The 20000-nt window shown below is 37.1% G+C and carries 20 protein-coding genes; 5 read left to right on the plus strand and 15 right to left on the minus strand.

From position 1 onward, the window contains the following. The first annotated feature begins 17 nt into the window (after positions 1-17). Positions 18-692 carry a porin family protein gene (locus tag ACZZZW_RS04580; RefSeq protein ID WP_463492424.1) on the plus strand — a complete coding sequence of 225 codons (675 nt, stop codon included), beginning with the start codon at positions 18-20 and terminating at the stop codon, positions 690-692. Positions 693-753: 61 nt separating this feature from the next. Beyond that, on the plus strand, positions 754-2394 hold the full coding sequence (locus tag ACZZZW_RS04585; RefSeq protein ID WP_463492425.1) for an NAD+ synthase: 1641 nt from the start codon (positions 754-756) through the stop codon (positions 2392-2394). 145 nt (positions 2395-2539) lie between these two features. On the opposite strand, the gene ACZZZW_RS04590 is transcribed toward ACZZZW_RS04585, so the two are convergent. The 6 genes from ACZZZW_RS04590 to rsmI all read right to left on the minus strand — a co-directional run bounded on the left by ACZZZW_RS04590 (position 2540) and on the right by rsmI (position 7711). Continuing rightward, on the minus strand, positions 2540-2956 hold the full coding sequence (locus tag ACZZZW_RS04590) for an OsmC family protein (protein WP_086548955.1): 417 nt from the start codon (positions 2954-2956) through the stop codon (positions 2540-2542). 200 nt (positions 2957-3156) lie between these two features. Then, positions 3157-3906, minus strand: a complete 750-nt coding sequence (locus ACZZZW_RS04595; RefSeq protein ID WP_463492426.1) for a M57 family metalloprotease — start codon at positions 3904-3906, stop codon at positions 3157-3159. A gap of 141 nt (positions 3907-4047) precedes the next feature. Further along, positions 4048-4554 (minus strand): signal peptidase II, encoded by a 507-nt coding sequence (lspA, locus tag ACZZZW_RS04600; protein WP_463492427.1) that lies wholly within the window; start codon positions 4552-4554, stop codon positions 4048-4050. 28 nt (positions 4555-4582) lie between these two features. After that, positions 4583-6199 carry an apolipoprotein N-acyltransferase gene (gene lnt / locus ACZZZW_RS04605; protein ID WP_463492428.1) on the minus strand — a complete coding sequence of 539 codons (1617 nt, stop codon included), beginning with the start codon at positions 6197-6199 and terminating at the stop codon, positions 4583-4585. Between the two features lie 107 nt (positions 6200-6306). Continuing rightward, a complete protein-coding gene (locus ACZZZW_RS04610; RefSeq protein WP_463492429.1) occupies positions 6307-6960 on the minus strand; it encodes a PH domain-containing protein in 654 nt (217 codons plus the stop codon). 37 nt (positions 6961-6997) lie between these two features. Next, positions 6998-7711 (minus strand): 16S rRNA (cytidine(1402)-2'-O)-methyltransferase, encoded by a 714-nt coding sequence (gene rsmI / locus ACZZZW_RS04615; RefSeq protein WP_055908553.1) that lies wholly within the window; start codon positions 7709-7711, stop codon positions 6998-7000. A gap of 98 nt (positions 7712-7809) precedes the next feature. Between rsmI and serS the strand changes: the two genes are divergently transcribed. Then, the gene (gene serS / locus ACZZZW_RS04620; protein ID WP_463492430.1) at positions 7810-9081 is read left to right on the plus strand and encodes a serine--tRNA ligase; all 1272 of its coding nucleotides are present in this window, start codon (positions 7810-7812) and stop codon (positions 9079-9081) included. Between the two features lie 101 nt (positions 9082-9182). Here serS and ACZZZW_RS04625 read toward each other — a convergent pair whose 3' ends face one another. The 5 genes from ACZZZW_RS04625 to fabV all read right to left on the minus strand — a co-directional run bounded on the left by ACZZZW_RS04625 (position 9183) and on the right by fabV (position 13615). Beyond that, positions 9183-9497 carry a hypothetical protein gene (locus tag ACZZZW_RS04625; RefSeq protein WP_463492431.1) on the minus strand — a complete coding sequence of 105 codons (315 nt, stop codon included), beginning with the start codon at positions 9495-9497 and terminating at the stop codon, positions 9183-9185. A 98-nt stretch (positions 9498-9595) separates the two neighbouring features. Continuing rightward, entirely contained in the window at positions 9596-10282 is a 687-nt protein-coding gene (locus ACZZZW_RS04630; protein WP_463492432.1) for an SIMPL domain-containing protein, read from the minus strand. 584 nt (positions 10283-10866) lie between these two features. After that, positions 10867-11319, minus strand: a complete 453-nt coding sequence (locus ACZZZW_RS04635) for a cold-shock protein (RefSeq protein WP_025142069.1) — start codon at positions 11317-11319, stop codon at positions 10867-10869. A 446-nt stretch (positions 11320-11765) separates the two neighbouring features. After that, positions 11766-12305 (minus strand): GNAT family N-acetyltransferase, encoded by a 540-nt coding sequence (locus ACZZZW_RS04640; protein ID WP_463492433.1) that lies wholly within the window; start codon positions 12303-12305, stop codon positions 11766-11768. Between the two features lie 116 nt (positions 12306-12421). Next, complete coding sequence (gene fabV, locus ACZZZW_RS04645) at positions 12422-13615, minus strand: enoyl-ACP reductase FabV (protein ID WP_055908538.1); 1194 nt, start codon at positions 13613-13615, stop codon at positions 12422-12424. 389 nt (positions 13616-14004) lie between these two features. Between fabV and ACZZZW_RS04650 the strand changes: the two genes are divergently transcribed. Continuing rightward, positions 14005-14712 carry a DUF2490 domain-containing protein gene (locus tag ACZZZW_RS04650; RefSeq protein WP_055908534.1) on the plus strand — a complete coding sequence of 236 codons (708 nt, stop codon included), beginning with the start codon at positions 14005-14007 and terminating at the stop codon, positions 14710-14712. Positions 14713-14797: 85 nt separating this feature from the next. Continuing rightward, positions 14798-15688: a hypothetical protein gene (locus tag ACZZZW_RS04655; RefSeq protein ID WP_235526063.1), complete on the plus strand. Its 891-nt coding sequence runs from the start codon at positions 14798-14800 to the stop codon at positions 15686-15688. Between the two features lie 319 nt (positions 15689-16007). Here ACZZZW_RS04655 and ACZZZW_RS04660 read toward each other — a convergent pair whose 3' ends face one another. The 4 genes from ACZZZW_RS04660 to ACZZZW_RS04675 form a co-directional block, all read right to left on the minus strand. Further along, positions 16008-16454: a DUF1572 family protein gene (locus ACZZZW_RS04660; protein WP_463492434.1), complete on the minus strand. Its 447-nt coding sequence runs from the start codon at positions 16452-16454 to the stop codon at positions 16008-16010. Between the two features lie 12 nt (positions 16455-16466). Next, entirely contained in the window at positions 16467-17225 is a 759-nt protein-coding gene (locus tag ACZZZW_RS04665) for a hypothetical protein (RefSeq protein ID WP_463492435.1), read from the minus strand. A gap of 211 nt (positions 17226-17436) precedes the next feature. After that, a complete protein-coding gene (locus ACZZZW_RS04670) occupies positions 17437-18168 on the minus strand; it encodes a head GIN domain-containing protein (protein WP_055908523.1) in 732 nt (243 codons plus the stop codon). A 121-nt stretch (positions 18169-18289) separates the two neighbouring features. Next, the gene (locus ACZZZW_RS04675; RefSeq protein WP_463492436.1) at positions 18290-19942 is read right to left on the minus strand and encodes a M1 family metallopeptidase; all 1653 of its coding nucleotides are present in this window, start codon (positions 19940-19942) and stop codon (positions 18290-18292) included. Positions 19943-20000: the final 58 nt, after the last annotated feature.

The following is a 20000-nucleotide window of genomic DNA, read 5'->3' on the forward strand; positions in this document are numbered from 1 at the left end:
ATATAATCAGCTATAGCATGAAAAGAATATCGACCATTTTAATTTTATCTCTATTAACTATTGGTGCCTGGGCGCAAAATTCTCCTTTAACCAGCTATGGTTTTAGGTTGGGCTTAACCGCTACGCCAACTTTTGGATGGATTAAACCTGAACAAGGAAAAACCGACGGTTTAGCATTGGGTTTCTCTTATGGATTGATCGGCGATTTTAACTTTGCACCAAATTATAGTTTTTCTACTGCGTTAACCATTACTTCAATTAACGGTAAAAGCACGGAGGCTAATGTTTTGCCATATTATGCAGGCGGTACCAGTACTGCCCCAAAAGCTTACGATTTAAAGTATAAATTACAATATGTAGATCTACCCTTAACTGTTAAATTAAAAACGGTAAAGGCCGATGGTAAGCGTTGGTACGGTCAGTTTGGTTTGTCTAATTCTATTAATATCAGTGCTAAACAAGATGCTGTAACCGGCGGTACTACTGTTGGCGATAATCAAAATGTATCAGATAATATCAAACTTTATCGCGCCGGATTAATTATTGGTGGTGGTGGTGAATTTGATATCTCTGGCAATACCAGTATTGTAGCTGGTTTAACTTTTAATAACGGCTTTACTAATATTGTATCGGATAAAGGCAGGAATGTTAAAAATCACTACCTGGCACTTAATTTCGGTGTTTTCTTCTAATCGGAGGAAACACATATGCCGACTGATACAATCTCTTTATAACATAAACTAGATAAGCAAAATGAAAATAGCACTGGCACAACTCAATTATCACATTGGAAACTTTGAGCATAATACCCAAAAAATAACTGAAAATATTCAATTGGCGAAAAATAAAGGTGCTGATCTTGTTGTTTTTGCTGAGCTGGCTATCTGTGGGTACCCACCAAGAGATTTTTTAGAATTTGATGAGTTTATAATCCATTGCGAAACCGCTGTTGAGGAAATAGCCAAACATTGCACGGATATTGCTTGCATTGTTGGTTTGCCGATTAAAAACGAGGTATTACAAGGTAAGGATTTGTTTAATGCGGCCTATTTTATTGAGGCAGGAGAAATTAAAGCGGTGGTTAGAAAGGCACTTTTACCAACTTACGATGTTTTTGATGAATACCGTTATTTCGAGCCCGCCACCCAATTTAGCTGTATTGATTTTAAAGGGAAAAAGATTGCGCTAACCATTTGTGAAGACTTATGGAACATAAATGATAACCCATTGTATGTATCCAATCCGATGGATGAGCTGATTAAAGAGCAGCCAGATGTGATGATCAATATTGCAGCATCGCCTTTTTCTTATACACACGATGATGAACGGATACAGGTATTGGCGGATAATGCGAAAAAGTATAAACTTCCGGTATTTTATGTAAACCAGGTTGGCGCACAAACTGAAATTATTTTCGATGGTGGATCGATGGTTTTCGATGCAGATGGAACAATGAAAGCCGAAATGAAATATTTTGAAGAGGATCTTCAGGTTTTTGATTTGGAAGAAGTTGAAAATGTACGAAACAAATATCCTCAACTGGAAAGAATGACGGATATTGAGCAGATTCATGATGCACTGATTTTAGGAATCAGCGATTATTTTAGAAAATCTGGTTTCAGTAAAGCCGTTTTGGGTCTGTCTGGCGGGATAGATTCGGCTGTGGTTTGTGCATTAGCTTGCAGGGCATTGGGGCCTGAGAATGTGATGACGGTTTTAATGCCATCAAAATATTCTTCTGACCACTCTGTACAAGATGCCCTGGATCTTGTAAATAATATTGGTTGCATGCACGAAATTGTGCCTATTAAAGATGCAGCTGAAGCTTTTGATCAGATATTGGCACCAGCTTTTAAAGGCATGCCTTTTAACCTTACAGAAGAAAACATCCAGGCCCGTATCCGGGGAATTATCAATATGGCCATGAGCAACAAATTTGGTTATATTTTATTAAACACCTCCAATAAAAGCGAGTGTGCGGTAGGTTATGGTACTTTATACGGCGATATGTGTGGTGCGATAGGGGTAATTGGCGATGTATATAAAATGCAGGTTTTTGAGTTGGCAAAATACATCAATAAAGAAAGAGAAATTATTCCGGTTAATACGATTGTTAAACCGCCATCAGCGGAGTTAAGACCTGATCAAAAAGACTCTGATTCGCTTCCTGAGTATGAAATTTTAGATAAAATATTGTACCAGCATATCGAAAAAAAGCAAGGCTCGAAAGCCATTATAGCCCAGGGTTATGATGCAGAATTAGTTAAGCGCATTTTAAAGATGGTCAATATCGCTGAATTTAAACGTTATCAAACCCCACCTATTTTAAGGGTATCGCCAAAAGCATTTGGTATGGGCAGAAGAATGCCAATAGTAGGTAAATATATGGCTTAAGTTATTTAACGGCCTAATTATTAGGTTTGATTAAGCTGTGAACTGAAAACCGGGAAACTGTTTATAGAAAATCGCCAGCTTATATTATTTTTTCATAATGATAAACCTCGCATGCTTTTTAAAACCTGCGAGGTTTAAAATTTATTTATGCTAAAGTAGCATCAACAGTAATCGTTGTATTTAATAATTTAGAGATCGGGCAGTTTTTTTCTGCATCAGCAACCAGTTCATCAAATTTTTCTTGTGTTAGGTTAGGTACAGAAGCCGTTAAAGTTAAATGCGATTCTACAATTTCACCTTTTGATGGATCAAGGTTGATTTCGCATTTTGTTTCTAATTTATCAGCTGTAAATCCTGCTTCGGTTAAGTTTGCAGATAATTTCATCGTAAAACAGCCTGCATGTGCAGCAGCAATTAATTCTTCAGGATTGGTGCCAACACCCTCTGCAAAACGAGAATTAAAAGAATATTGTGTGTTGTTTAATGTAGTGCTTTGGGTAGTAATATTGCCATTACCTTCTTTAATAGAACCTTGCCATACGGCTGTTGCATTTCTTTTCATGATGGGATTTTATTTTTAGATTGTTTAACACCTAAAGATAAAAATATGTTTGTTTAATGGTAGCAATTCTTTGTTAAGAAATCCTTGTGTTAAAACATATCTTATTTCATACTAAATAAGCGTTTTAAAAAAAGAAGCTGCTCCAAAGAAACAGCTTCCATTGCATTACGATCTTTTTTGGTTATTTATCTGATTTTTAATTATAAAGGGTACAATACTGCGGTAGCCTGTTTATCCTTTGTAGATAACACAGTTGCGCCACTTCCACATTGCCCACCGTTCATTAATGATAATGCATCGGTTCCTCCAACCCCTGGAACATTAATCGTTGTAGATTGGTTGGTGTGCCTAAATGAAATGGTATGTCCAAATTCATGTGTTATGGTTCTCGTACGTTGTGCAAAAGAGTTGTTTTGGATCAGGTTCTTGTTAATCCAAACCGTATTGCCAGCTTTGCCGTTAGATGTAGATAAATAGGCCTGTCCGCAGGTAGAACCTCCAATGGTATTATCTACTTTAATTAGAATATCATAAACAGTACCTGTAGTAATCACAAATTTAAGTTTAGAATTAGGTACCGTATTCCATTGGTTAATTGCAGAATTGATTTCGCTGATCATGCTGTTGATCGAAGGGTCGACCTTAACGCGTATATTAATACTATTGGTTACAATATTTCCATTATAATATTGTTCGGTTATCGGTTTCCCATTATCAGCAGGAACTTCCATGTTTTTACTGAATACGATATCGCCATCTACAACATAATTATCGCCATTTTCTACAATCTGGGTATCTGTAAATCCAAGATTTTTGATGTAAGCAATAACTTTTTGGTTCTGAGTGGTTTCATTTTCCGGTTCAGTCGGCATCTCATTTTTCTTAGAGCACGAAATCGCTATTACTGATAACAAAGCAATCAGCACAGTTTTTGTTAATAAGTTTTTCATAGTTTAGGTTTTTAGTTTAGATCGTAAGATGCTGTAATTGAGTATTACATGAATAAATATAATACAAAAAATACAAATGTGTATGTTTAGAACATACTTTTTTATATTTTTAATTAGCTAGCATTAATCTTTCTTCCTATCCTAATCTATTTGTTGTTTTAGCCTATTACTTCTAAAAGATTGAAAAAGTAATATACCTACACCGATCATGATCGAAATATCGGCAAAATTGAACACGCCTGTTTGAAAAAGGTATAAATCCAGGTGCATAAAATCCGTAACTGAGCCATGTACAATCCGATCGTAAAGATTTCCGATACCACCACCAATTAAAAAGCAGATCGCAATTTGCATAGTTGCAGGAAGGTTTGGTTTAGCGAATAAAAAATACAATCCGTAAGCTAAAAATAGCAATGGTAAACCTGTTAATATTATAATTCTGAAGATATAAGGCATATTGTCGCCTAAACTTAAAAAAGCACCACTATTTTCTACTTTTGTGAGTGTAAAACGGTCTTTAATGATGCTGATGTGTTCATAATCTGAAATCTCGGTTCGTACAATATTCTTTGAAATCTGATCGCAACCAAAATTTAGCGTTAGCAGTAATAATAAAACAGACCACCGAAGGCTTTTAAAATGTTGCATGTTTTTATAATTGAAGTTTATTGAAGGGTTATTTTTTTACCCATTTTTTATAAGGAATAATCAAGGCTAAGATCACGGCTAAAACGCTAAATATTTTTGCAATTATATCGCCACTTTTTACATAAAAGGTGATGTCGTCATTAAGGTTCACGTTGCCTTTGATAGCCGTTCTTGTCCACCATTTGGTACGCTGCGTAATATCACCACGTTGATTAATAAAACAGGAAATTCCGGTGTTTGCAGAACGGGCCACATCGCGATGGGTTTCTATGGCTCTGAGTTTGGCGTACATCATGTGCTGATCTTTGCCCGAGGTATTTCCCCACCAGGCATCGTTGGTTATCACTGCAATAAATTGGGCACCATCTTTAACCGATTGGCCGATCCAATCACCCCATAGGCTTTCATAGCAAATTACCGGCGCAACTCCAATTCCACTTTGTGCGTAAAGCACATCCGGTTTTTCCTGCCATCCCCACCCATCAACAGCACCGCCCAATTGTGCAAAAACAACATCTAAAAATGAAAATACTTTCGGGAAAGGCATTTTTTCTACACCAGGTACCAACTTGGATTTATGGTAAAACTGAACATCAGCAGAGTTTTCAATCTGCATGGCCGTATTGAAATGATCAACGTAAAGGTTCGCCTGCGAATCGTATCGCGCAGAAAGTGTTTTTTTATCCGGATAGATTTTAATGCTTTCTATCCCGGTTATTAATGTGCCGTTTTTATATTTACCCATGAAGTTTTGTAAGGTACCAAAAGTTGTAGTTTCACGGATCCGGTCTTCATTGTCGTAACTTGGTATAGCCGTTTCTGGCCAGATAAAATATTCGGTGTTGGTTTGCCCGATCGAATCGGATAATTGTGTTAATATTTTAACCTGCTCCAAAGGAGGAATATTCTCTAGCTTTTGATAAGGATCAATATTCGGTTGCACCACTACTACATTACTTGGCGTCCCTTTTTGTTCTGCCGTAAAGTATTTGGCTAATGAAATGCTGATGGGAATAATTACCACTGAAACCCAAATTCCTGCGGTTCTAAACCTTAAATAACCGTTTTGTGATTTAAAATTCTTATAAGCTTCAAAAGCCAGGATATTACTCACTAAAATCCATAACGAACCACCATAAATGCCAGTATAATCATACCATTGGGCAAGCTGATGCATGCCCGCCAGGCCATTTCCTAGAGTCATCCAGGGGAAAGCCAGATCCCAGGTTTGTTGAAGGTATTCTAAACCAATGTAAAAGGCAATTAAACCGAGGTAAGCGATTTTTTTATTTACGTATTTGCCCAATCGGTAATATAACCAAAAAGCAAAAGTCATTAAAAGTGCACCTAAACCATAAGGAATTAAAGAAACCGGTATGGCTACCAAAGGTCCGTTATAGGCACTTATGGCATTATAAACCCAGTAAGTTGATGCTGTATTCCAAACTAAAAAAGTTAAGCCAGCTGTTAAGAAAATCCTTTTTCCCTGTTTTTTTTCCGGATTGCCCGAAATAGAAGTTAGCGCAATAAATAATGGTACCAAACCGATTAACAGCAAGGGTGTGGTAAATGGCATTGGTGGCCAGGCGAGCCAAAGTAAAAATGCACTTAAGAGGGCGAGGAGGTAAGTTTGTTTTTTGTTCATTTTTGCTATTTTTCGCCGTTTTACGCCCGTCATGCTGAATTTATTTCAGCATCTTTTAAATAAACTCTTATTAAGATCTAAAACAAATTCAGGATAACGGATTTGGTTTACAAACTATCTAAAATATTGGCCTTTTTAGCTTCGTATTCTTCCTGGGTAATCAGGTGTTTATCGTACAACGTTTTAAGCTTACGTAATTTTAATGTGGTTTCATCTTCAGGCTCTTCTACAACTTCAGCAATCTGAATTACTGGTTGTTCTGGCTCAGGAGTGGGCTCATAAGCAGGAATTTCGGAAATGGGTTGGGCATTTAAATTAATCGGGGAAGAAGTTGCACGGTTTTCTTCCAGTTTTTGTTGACGGAGCAATTCTTTATATTCTTCCAATTGCTGATTTGCGGCCTGATGCAATTTGCGGGCCTGTACTTTTGGGATAAATTCGGTTACAATATTTTCGCCATGTTGTGGCACACAGATAAATTTAGAACCAAAAAATTCTTCCTTAAATGATACTTCTTTAATGCTTTTCCATGAAATATCTTTAAAGTTCATGGTCAAACCTAAATTGCCAGGTTCGCAGTAAAAAATGCGTTTATTAGAAATCGCAATGCTATCTGGCAACAAATTTACCGCAGGTTTTTTTTGTACGGCCAAATACAAAAGTTCTTCTCCTGTGGTTAAAAGGTCGTTTAATTTTCCAATAACTTTTTCAACCGCTTTTGGGTCTTGTTCGTCACTCAGAAATCTATCTATGCTAATCATAATGTTTTTTAAATTGTTGTGTGGGTATGTTTAAATGCTATTCTTCAGCATCATCATATTTGTTTTTGCTTTTAATATTGGGTTTCCCCGCTATGCAAATTACAAATTCTCCTTTTAAAGTATTGTTTTCAAAATGTGATTTTATTTCTACCAAAGTACCGCGAACGGTTTCCTCGAACATCTTGGTCAGTTCCCTGCTTACTGATGCCTGCCGATCTGCCCCCAGATATTGGGCAAACTCTTCTAAAGTTTTTAATAAGCGGTGCGGACTTTCGTAAAGTATAATGGTACGGTCTTCTTCGGCCAGTTTTTTAAATTTTGTTTGTCTTCCTTTCTTAACAGGTAAAAATCCTTCAAAACAAAATGCATCAGCAGGTAAGCCCGAATTAACCAAAGCAGGCACAAAGGCCGTTGCTCCTGGCAGGCACTCTACAGCAATATCATTTTTTATGGCTTCGCGTACCAGGAAAAAACCCGGATCAGAAATGGCAGGTGTTCCGGCATCAGAAATCAAGGCAATTTTTTGCCCTTCATTTAAAAACTTAATGATTTCTGAAGTTGCTTTATGCTCATTATGCTGATGATGTGAGAAAACTCTTTTATCAATACCAAAATGTTTAAGCATTGGCGCACTGGTACGGGTGTCTTCAGCCAGTATTAAATCACATTCTTTTAATATACGGATTGCCCTAAAGGTCATATCCTCCAAATTGCCTATTGGCGTTGGTACGAGAAATAGTTTGCCATCCATATTTCAGTTTGCAGTTTACAGTTAATGGTTTGCAGTTTTTTCCAAACTCCTTACCCCAAACTCCAAACTCTTGCTATCTTTGCTTAAAAAATTAAATAATGCTGCAAGTTAACTATATCCGCGAAAATAGAGAGAAAGTTTTAGAACGTTTAAGTGTGCGTAATTTTAAACAGCCAGAACTGGTAGATGAAATCATTAAAATTGATGAAGACCGCCGTTCTACACAAACTTCGCTTGATAATATTTCTGCTGAGGCTAATGCAGCTGCCAAACAGATTGGCGATTTAATGCGCACAGGTAAAAAAGAAGAAGCTGAAGTGATTAAGGCACAAACTGCTTCTCATAAAGAAAGCATTAAAAGCCTTGGCGATAAACTTACCGAGTTGGAAACTGCCCAACATAATTTAATTGTTCAGTTACCTAATTTACCTTATCATTTGGTAAAACAAGGTTCTACTGCCGAGGATAATGAAATTGTTTTAACCCATGGTGAACCCGCACAATTGCCTACCAAAGCTTTGCCACATTGGGAACTGGCCGCTAAGTACGATATTATTGATTTCGAACTGGGTGTAAAAATCACGGGTGCAGGTTTTCCGGTTTATAAAGGAAAAGGAGCACGGTTACAACGTGCATTAATCAATTTTTTCCTGGATCATGCTACGGCTGCAGGTTATAAAGAAATGCAGGTACCTCATTTGGTTAATGCAGCTTCGGGTTTTGGTACGGGCCAGTTGCCAGATAAAGAGGGACAGATGTACCACTCAACTGTTGATGATTTATATTTAATTCCTACAGCCGAAGTTCCTGTTACCAATTTGTACCGTGATGTAATTGTAAAGGAAGAGGATCTGCCGATTAAAAATACCGCTTATACACCATGTTTCCGTAGAGAAGCAGGTTCATATGGGGCGCATGTGCGTGGTTTAAATAGATTACACCAGTTTGATAAGGTTGAAGTGGTTCAAATTACCCATCCGGATAAATCTTATGAAACTTTAGAAGATATGAGTCTGTATGTTCAGTCTTTACTGAAAGAACTTGGTTTACATTACCGTGTGCTGCGTTTATGCGGTGGCGATATGGGCTTTACTTCTGCCATGACCTATGATATGGAAGTTTGGAGCGCAGCGCAAGAGCGTTGGTTGGAAGTTTCTTCTGTATCTAATTTCGAAACTTACCAGAGTAACCGTTTAAAATTGCGTTTTAAAGGAAAAGAAGGAAAAGCACAGCTTGCACATTCATTAAATGGAAGTGCGTTGGCCTTACCGCGTATTGTAGCTTCAATTTTAGAAAATTATCAAACAGAGCATGGTATTAAAATTCCTGAAGCTTTAGTAAAATATACAGGTTTTGATATTATTGATTAATTGATAAATCATTACAGCAATGACGATATTCCTCATAAAAAAAGCTTTGCAGTAGTGCAAAGCTTTTTTGTTTTTATAGATAGATGAGTGTTGTGTATTGATTATAAAATCAAGATCAATAATAAAATGATGATGATAATTGCACCAACTGAAAGGTAAACACCTCCAGAAACTGCACGGGCCTGGCCTTTTAATTCTCTTAACTCGCTACGTAATGCTTTACGTTCTGCTTTAGTTAAGTTCGATTTGTCCATGTCTCTGATTTCTTCAACACGGGTTTTAATTTTTTCAAGTTTTACAGCTTGTTCTGAAGTTAATTCTGTTGGGTTTTTTGCAGGTTTATCAGCCGCCTGAACTGAATTAAAACTAATTCCCAAAGCGAAAATCAAGGCTAACGTGTAGATGAATTTTTTCATAATATCTAATTTTTTAGTGTTCAACCTCTACCTAACAAAAAACCTACCAAAATGTTCCGGTAGGTTTTAAAAAAGCATTAATTTAACTGTTAAAATTTTTATTTGATCTCGAAAATGGCATTTACTGTGAAATTCAGCTTAATTTTTTTGAAATCGATTTCTGGTGCTTCTGTTGCATCGGCCATTTCAGCTTTCATTGCAAAATTTCTGTAAACAGGTTGTATCACATTGTCTCCACCATCCTGTATTTCAATTACACCACCTAATTTATCGCCTAAAGCCTCTACCATGTAAGCAGCTTTCTCTTTTGCTGATAAAAGTGCCTTAACTTTAAGCTCTTTTTTTAACGTTTCAATTTTAGAGTAATCGTAGCTTTCGATATTGGTGTTTGCAATTCCTTTGGCATCTATTGATTCTAAAATTGAATTGAATTTGTTTAAATCGCTAACTTTTAAACGGTACTGTTTGCTTGCTAAAAAATCAGGATTTTTCTTTTTCTCAGTAGCGTAGTTCCAGCTGCTTAAATTGCTAATGGTTAAGTTTTCTTTTGCAATGCCTGCTTTTTGTACTGCTGCAAACAATTGTTTCTCTAATTCTGTAATTTCTACCTTTTTCTTTCCGTTTAAATATTCTTTTAAGGAAATACTGATGTAAATAATATCTGGGGTAACTTCTGTTTCAGCTGTTCCGCTTACGCTTATTTTTCTGCGTAAATCTACTTGTTGAGCCATCGCTGATGATAAACCTAAAAATGCAACCAGTGCAAATGCTATTAACTTTTTCATATCTATTTTTCTTTGTGTGTACTGTAATGATGTGAAGCGTACACAAATTCCACACCGAGATTATTATTTTTTTATCTTTTAGGGAAATGTATGCCAGTAGTTTGTGGCAAAATTTCCCTGCTATACAATCTAGCCCCGAAGAAAAATCAGGGGCTGCCGTTGTTATCGGGTTTATTGACAAAGGATTATGCGGATCTTTAAAAAAACCGATCCAGCCTAATTAATGGCTTTAGGAATAAATTTTAACCTGAAAAATATTATTCTTTTATGGCGCAAATATTACTTTAGGCATTTGTCTATTAAAAAAAGTGGTTGCGCTAGCTACATAAACCCGACAAAGCGGATAGCCCGGAATGGCAACGCATCAAAATGAGGGCTAATAGCTATGGCGGGATTGAATAGCCAATGCCAATAGAAACCTGATTTTCTAAAGTAATAGAAAGAGAGTAAAATTATGCGCTAGGTTTTATGCTTAAATAGTCGGAATTATATAGGGTTATAAAACCTGGCGCAGCAGAGTTTTCTGCAGAATTTTAATCATGTTTTGCAGTTAGAGAACTGCAAAAAGAATTTGAATCAAGGTATTATACCTTTGATACTTTAACAGCAGTTGGTCCTTTTTGGCCCATTTCTACTTCAAACGTAACTTTATCACCTTCTTTAATCTGGGTGATTAAACCGTTTGCATGAACGAAAATACTATCCTGAGTTTCGGTGTTTTTAATAAAACCGTAACCTTTACTGTCGTTAAAGAAAGTAACTGTTCCTTTTTTTACAGGATTTTCGTCGATGATGTCTTCTTGTCTTGAAATACCGATCTGAATATCTTCAGTGTTGATCACTTTCTTTTTCTTCGGATCTGGTGGAGTAGAGGAGATGTTTCCGTTTTCGTCAACGTAAGCCATCATGTCTTCAAGAGATAAGCCTTTTTTAGCATTTGCCTGGCGTTCTTCTTTTTTCTCTTGTTTGTCGTTTTTCTTTTTTAATCGTTTTTTTTCGTTCTCTTTTTTACTGTATGTTGCCTGAGATTTAGCCATATATTATTTAATTGTTTTTGTTTTGAAGGGTGAGTGGAATGGAGAATTAAACAAAGATAACAATACTAAAGCATAAATACGATTTTATTCGGTTATGCTCTTGTCATTATCAATAACGTTGGTTACGGGAACATGGAAGGTAACTTGTATAGGTGGCAATATAATTAACCACAGATGAAAAGGATGAACACAGATAGGATAACTTGAATTGCGTTGATCTGTGGTTAAAAACTGCTAATAATTAGCTTCTTATTGTATTAAATGCAAATTTCAGTCATCTTCTTTACAAACGATGACGATAGCTTTAAAAACATCTGTGTTAATCTGTGGTTAAAAACTGCTAATAATTAGCTGCTTATTGCATTAAAAATGCAAATTCCAGTCATCTTCTTTACAAACTATGACGATAGATTTAAAAAACTTCTGTGTTGATCTGTGGTTAATTTTTATGAAGCCCTGTTTATCCATTTATCTTTATCCACCTGGTAAACAAAATTCCATTTAACAGGCTCACCGTAATAGGCTACTTCGAGATCGGCAATTTTAACAGCCCCTAATTTTTCAGCAGCTTTTTGCGATCGGAAATTCGTTGCACCAATATGCAAAATCACTTTATCCACAAATTGAAAAGCATAATCGAACATCAGTGTTTTTAATGCCCTGTTATGCCCTTTGCCCCAAAACTCGCGCGCAATAAAGGTATAACCCACTGCAACTGATCGATCTGCCTCATCCAGTTCGTAATACCTCGAACTGCCCACTACTTTATCGGTACCTTTTTCATAAACAATAAAAGCACCTTGCGATTCGATGGCACCTTTAAAGAAATTTTCAAAAACTTCCCGTTTATAACGGTCTTTGTTGGGGTGTTGCTCCCAAATTAATGGATCGGAGGCTACGGCAAAAAGGACTTCAAAATCTTCCTGTTTTAATGGCACGGCTTTGATTAAATCGTTTTCTAAAGTTTGCTGTAAATCGAAATTCATGTGTTTGGGTATAAAAACGGCTGGCTATATGGCCAGCCGTTTATTATAAGATTTTTCCATTCCGCGTTGCTCAAGTCGAAATAACTATAGCGGTTGAGGATAATGGATTTGAATAATTAATTTACTAAACCTTCTATTTCTACCACTTCCTGTGCATCTTTTTGATAATCTACTTTATCAATTTCGAAACCGAACAAACTTAAGAAATCAGATCTGTAACCTGGTAAATCGCCTATTGCAGGTAGTGTTTCGGTTGTTGCTTCGTTCCATAGTTTGGCAACTTTATCCTGAATATCTTCGCGCATTTCCCAATCATCAATTCTGATTCTTCCTTTTTCATCAACAGGAACAGGATTGCCGGTGTATAAGCGTTCTGCATATAAACGTTGAATCTGCTCAATTGTACCTTCATGTATACCTTCAGCTTTCATTACTTTATACAACAATGAAATGTAAAGCGGAATTACCGGAATTGCAGAGCTTGCCTGTGTAACCAATGCTTTATTAACTGATACATAAGCTTTTCCATTAATATCTTTTAATTTATCGGCTATGGTAAATGCAGTTGCTTCTAAATCATCTTTAGCACGGCCAATGGTTCCTTTACGGTATACCGGCTCGGTTAAAGCTGGGCCTATGTACGAATATGCTACTGTTGTGGCACCTTCGGCAAGCAGGTTTTCTGCTTTTAAAGCATCAATCCACATCGACCAGTCTTCGCCGCCCATTACGGCCACAGTGTTCACTATATCTTCTTCTGTAGCAGGTTCGATAGAAATTTCGGTTACATTGCCTGTATGGAAATCTACAGTTTTATTGGTGTAAGTTCCTCCGATAGGTTTTAAAGTAGAGCGGTGTAATACCTCTGTATCAGGATGTTTTCGTACCGGAGATGCAAGGCTATAAATTACTAAATCTACCTGACCTAAATCGGCTTTAATTGTTGCTAAAGTTTTTTCTTTAATTTCTTTAGAAAACGCATCGCCATTTATGCTTTTTGCGTATAAACCAGCTGCATGTGCTTCTTTTTCGAAAGCTGCACTGTTGTACCAGCCTGGTGATGCTGTTTTACCTTCAGAAGGTGCCTTTTCGAAAAATACGCCAATTGTAGCCGCCCCAGATCCATAAGCAGCAGTAATGCGTGATGCCAAACCAAAACCGGTTGATGCACCAATTACCAATACTTTTTTAGGACCATCTATAGCTCCTTTTGATTTTACATATTCAATTTGATTCTTTACGTTTTGTGCGCAGCCATCAGGATGTGCGGTTAAACAGATAAAGCCCCTCATTCTAGGTTCGATAATCATTTTTGTTCTATTTTACGTTTTGTAATATTAAAATAAGCGCAATTTAAGGCAAGTTAAAGATGCCATAATGCCCAAATCTTTAACGAAGATAAATTTTTAATCGTTTAACGTTAAATGAATTTTAAATAATAAGGGTTTTTAACACAAGGATTCGTACTGGTTTAGGTAATGGATTTGGAGGTTTTTAACACTAAGGCCAGGAACAGGTAGTTGGTTGCGACCTTATCAACAACCATAACAACGCTAAATACGCCAGGTTGGAACGTTGTTGCAGGCAATAAATGGCGGACTCCGATCTCCTGATTTTCTAACTAATTAACAACTCTCTTTTCACTTTGCCATATTTCTTTTAATTTAGCAGCACACAGATAAAACCGGTTTATCTTTTTATGAAAAAAATATTATTCTCTGCCATGGTGCTGATCATTGTGGCATCTGGAAAGCTTTATGCGCAAACCCAAAAGCAAAATTCGGGTTGGTTTATGTTTTTAAACAATACCAAGTTTAACGAAAAATGGGGACTTCAGTTTGATGTTCAGCTGCGTTCTGGTGACGATTGGAGTCATTTAAGGAATACCTTGGTACGGCCTGCGGTACAATATTTTATTAACGATAAACATAATGTGGCTTTGGGTTATTTGTGGCAAACCACTGATATGAATCTGATCGGTACCAGTAAAAATCTTTTTCACGAACACCGTATTTTCGAGCAATATATTTACACTCATAAAATAAAATCAGTATTTGCCAGTCATAGGGTTAGGTTAGAGCAACGTTTTATTGGCCGCTCTGGCGAGGATGTTTTTTCGCAGCGTTTCCGTTATTTTTTAAGGCTCATCCAACCGTTACAAAAAACACAGCCTACCTTTACTAAAGGGCCGTTTGTGGCCTTGCAAAACGAGGTTTTTTTAAATCTCCAAAATAAAGATCAAATTAACAATAGCGTTTTCGATCAAAACAGGTTGTACGTGGCTGCGGGTTATCGATTTTCGAAGAAATTTGATCTTGAAGCAGGTTACATGAACCAGGCGAGTAAGGGCATGACGAATAATACAGTTAATAATATCATTCAACTGGCCGTTTATACCAGGTTTTAATGTTTCAAAGTCATTTTTTGTACAATAAGTCCTACAAAATGTTAAAGCTGTTGTAATTGACTGGTCTTTTTGCTCAATTTGCCGCGTGAAAAGACTTACCATTCTATTTTTAGCACTCTTGTTCGGCAAGCGTATGCAGGCTCAGGAGATTCAAACCTCTTCAACTGACCATACACCAACATCTAAAAGTTTATTTAATCCTGAGCATAAAAGAAATTTTTCGCGCAAGGGCGATTTCTTTTTTCACTGGGGTTATAACAGTTCATGGTATGGCAAAAGCGATATCAGGTTTCAGGGCCCAAATTACGATTTTACACTTAAAGATGTTGTTGCACACGATAGGCAGTCTAAATTGAGCTGGGCTTATTTAAACCCAGGTTTAATCACCGTTCCGCAATATAATATTCGCGTAGGTTATTTTATTAAAGATAACTACAGCATTTCAATCGGATGGGACCACATGAAATATGTGATGGATATTCCGCAAACTGTTGCCATTACTGGGCACATCGGTGCCAATATTACGCCCGAAAATGTTGCAACAGGATCTTTAGCTGGTGATTATAACGGGCAAAATATTAATGTTAAAGAAAGTATGCTTACTTATGAACATACTGATGGTTTTAACTATGCCAATATAGAGGTTGAACGTTACGATGATATTTGGGTTGCACCAGGAGGAAATACTTCATTAACATTAGAAACTGGCTTAGGCGGAGGAATTATGGTTCCTCGTTCTGATGTTCGCTTATTCGGACTTGGCCGCAACAACCACTGGAATATTTCAGGTTATGGGGTGTCGGCTAAAATCGGACTTAAGTTTTACGTTTGGAAAAATGTTTATTTGCAAAACACCACTAAGTTTGGTGCTACCAATTTAACAAATGTGCATACCACTGGATGGGATGAGTACGATCACGCCAGTCAGAAGATTAACTACATTGAAAATATGTGGCTCATTGGGGTTCAGTTTTAAAAAGATATGGAAGGAGGTTTAAGCCTCCTTTTTTGTTTTGGATGTAGAAAGCCACAGAAAAATAAAGGCACGGAGGATATTATTTTTATTCTGAGCGATTGGCTCTTGTTTTTCTAAATAGTGTAACGCTTAATTTTTTTTGGTAACTACAATTGCATTTTGAGCAAAGGGTTGTTGCATGATGGGTAATTCTCATGTATTAATTGCATTCTCTTGATTGATTGCTTTGTCGCTGAAAATCCTCCTCGCAATTGATGGTTTAGCACATAGATTGCATTACTGGATGCCCAACCTGGCTTCTATTTATAACAACATAATTTTAAACATCCAACAACCTTCTATGGTAATTGATCTGTCCTAAATGATAGGCTAAGTGTGTGGTAAGGTGAACCATAAAGAATCCGGTTGAGGTTTTCTCCTGAAGAACTAACATCGGATATTCAATATTAAGCTGTTCTTCGGTTATTTTTTCGAGGGTTTGCGTAACCGTTATCAGAGTTGCCTGGATCATGTTGATCAGTTCTTGCTTTGGGATATTTTTTAAAGAAAACTCCAGTTCCCGATTGCGGATGTAATCACTACTACCTAAGGTTGCACCGATATATGTATTCAGGTTTCCGATTAAATGAAGGCAAAGGTTGCCTGCTGAGTTGGCAATGTTTCTATCTATAATCCATAAATTAGTTTCATTATTATAGGATTCGATTTCGGATTTGAGCTTGTTTAAATCACGGTTAAAAAGTGCTTTTAAAGTTTCGATAAGCATATGCTTGCATTATTATAAAGTGAGTTTTTTTGCTTCTTGAGATAAAATTTCTTTACCTGATTTAGTGATCGTGAGTAGGGCGGGAGTCGAATCTTCTTCTCCAAGTACTGTAATATAACAGGTATAGGTATATTGGCCACTTTTAAATTGATAGTTGTGGTTTCCGCCGCTGCCATCGGCCGTCAACCTACCTTTGGTTAATACCAATGAAGGCTTTTCGCTCATGTTACTTTTTAGCGACCAGGAGGCATATCTGTAATTGTTGTTCCCAAGGTCGTCAATTCTGATCCGGTATCGGGCAGTTTCGAGAACCAGAACCGGTTGTGTAAAATTCGCGAGAGATGGATAAAGTTTGTTTTTGTCGGCATTAATTAGCTTAGTTTGTTCTTTGGCTTCGAGCTTTGATTGCTGGTTTACTGCAATGATTTTGCCATCGGTATCGAGCCATAAATCGCCGTTTAAAAGCATAATACCTCTCCAGCCGACATCGCTCCAATTCGTTGTGGGTTTGGAGTTAATAATTTTTTTGATGAGTTGGTCATCAAAAACCTCTTTATATCTTTTTATAAATTCCTGCTTATTTTTAATTGGCGGGATGGGATAAGTCCGGGTTAAAGGATATTTGATTTTGTCGCTCAATTTTTCTATCGAACCACTTTTTACTGTTGCGATAAAAGCATTTACCACTGGCAGATACTTTTTATCGAGTGTTTGACTGTAACCAAAGCTGATATTAAATAGTAAAAGGAGTGCAAATAAGGTTTTTTTCATTAGCTAGGGATGTTGTTAAGCGAAGATAATTTTTTAGTTTGAATACCGGGTCTTGTCCAAAGAGCTTTCTGGATCAGGGTATTTTACAAAAAGATGCTATAACAAGTTCATCATAACGATTGTGTTGGGGAATGGAACTAAAAATTTATTCCTTACCAACAAAAAAACACCTGTAATTTCTTACAGGTGTTCGCTATTAAATGGTTTTTATTTAAACTTTTCTCACTCCACCTGAGCCAATAACAGTTTTATCAACACTTGGATTGCCAGAATAATTTACATTTCCTGAACCACTGATTACTGCTTTAATGCTTTCGCTAACCGCAATATTTACAGTTCCTGAACCACTGATGGTACTGTTTAAGGTTTTTGTAGAAAATGATTTACCTGAAAATGTACCAGAACTGCTGATAACTACTTTTGCATGATCTGCGCCACCAGTGATGTTAATTGCGCCCGATCCGCTAATCACACCGCTGTAATCATCTACATCTGCTGTTGCTTTAATGCTGCCCGAACCGCTCACCGTTGTGGTTAGGCTACCGGTGCTGATTTTGCCGCTAACAGTTAAGTTTCCATCGCCACTTACTGTTAAGCTTGCCAACTCTTTTGCGGTTACGTATGCTGTGATTTTTTTGCCTTCGTATTTTCTAGACCAGCTGGTGATACTTGTTTGTGGGCGGATAACCAACACGTTGCCTTTTACCTCCGTAATAATTGAAGCAATTGCTTCTGAATCGCCTTCTAAACGGCAGCTCTCGGTATTGCCTAGTGTTACAATTACATTAATTGGGCCTGCAGATGCTACGCCATTAAAGTTTTTAACCTGGCGATCGTCGCTTTTGGTACGGAATTCATTTGTGTTGCTGCCATTTTTTGCAATTGCGTTAACGCCAGCAGTTAATGTTAATGATGCCAATAATATTGCAAATACTTTTTTCATGGTTATAGATTTTATTTTTAAATGGAATGTCGTTTTTCTAATAAGACGGTTGTTTTGCAGAAAAGTTGCACAAAGTGAAAATTTCTTTAAATTCCAGTCTGGGGTAAAGAAAAATCAACCATTATCCTTTCTTTGTTTTGATGTAAAATAATGGATCTTGTTTAAAATTATCAACATTAATACTGGCGTCTACTTTAACCGTTTTCCAATCATTTGATGGTTTGATTAATGTATAAGCACCAGTTTTTAAGGTAACGCGTACAGGCATATCGAAGCCTTTTACATCGGTTAACCAGCGATAAGACAAGGTTCCGTTATCTATTTTATATTCAAGTACAGGGATGTTGGTATAGCGTAAATACTGATCGAACACCTTATCTAATTTTAAACCACTCTGCTTAGCAATGTAATTTTCGATTTGTGCGGTAGTTACCGTTTGGTGATAAAAAGTTTTGTTTAATCCACGAAGAATCTGTCTGAATTTTTCATTATTATTAATTAACTGGCGGATGGTACTAATCAGGTTTGCTCCTTTTGGGTACATATCGCCTGATCCTTCTTTATTAACACCATAAGGGCCGATTACGGGAATGTCGTTGCTGATTATTTTTTGCAGCCCGATTACATATTCATCTGCAGCTGCTTTATTTTCTGTACATTCTGTAAACAATACTTCTGAGTAATTGGTAAAACCTTCATGTATCCACATATCGGCAATATCTTTTGCGGTAATGTTGTTGCCAAACCATTCGTGCCCGCTTTCGTGTACGGTAATAAAATCAAATTTTAGGCCATGGCCGGTTCCGCTCAAATCTCTACCCAAATAGCCTTTCTTAAATTGATTGCCATAGGCTACCGCACTCTGATGTTCCATACCCAGGTGTGGTGCCTCAACCAGTTTATAACCGTCTTTGTACCATGGGTATGGGCCAAACCAATATTCAAAACATTTTAGCATGGGCTTAACATCTGCATCCCAGTGTGGGCGCGCTTTTGCACTATCCGTTTGTAAAGCCCAATAATCGATGCTCAGTTTCCCGTTTTCACCATCGTAACTGTCTTGCCAGTGTGCATATTTTCCAATGTAAAAAGTAACATCATAGTTATTAATGGGGTTGCTCACAAACCAGTTGTATTGTTTGTAACCATCGGGTTTATTTACTGTGTTTCTTAACCTTCCGTTTGATATTTCCTGTAAGGTGTTTGGTATGGTAATGCTAATCAACATGCTGTCTACCTCATCACTTTGGTGATCTTTATTTGGCCACCATACGCTGGCACCAAGCCCCTGGCAGGCCACAGATACAAAAGGATTGCCTGCAGCATCTTTTTTAAAAATGAAACCGCCATCCCATGGTGGTGTTTTTGCTACGGTAGGGTTGCCAGAGTAAAAAACCGTGAATTTATCTTTACTTCCTTTTTTTACCGCTTTAGGGAAAGTAACAAAAACAGCATTATACTCGCGTGTAAAAGGTAAATTATTGCCTTGATAAACCACTTTATCAACTTTTAAGTTGTCGAAAAGATCGAATTGTAGTTTAGTGAAATCCTGAGTGGCAGTAAAGGCAAATTCATTGTTTCCGCTTACCGATTTCTGATCAATATCAATCTTCACATCTAAGTGGTAGTAATTAATATCGTAACAGGTGCGCAATGGGGTAAGGGTTCCGCGAAGACTTTCGGCGCGGGAGTTTACCTGGTTTTTTCCAAGCAGCTGCGCCTGAGCCGTTGAAATACTTAGGGCGGTTGCAAGGATGAAGAGTAATTTTTTCATTTTTTTTCAGTGTTGATCAATTTTCCTGTTTGTGGAGACACGAATCGGGGCTATTTCC

This window comes from Pedobacter sp. AC379 (assembly GCF_979258145.1).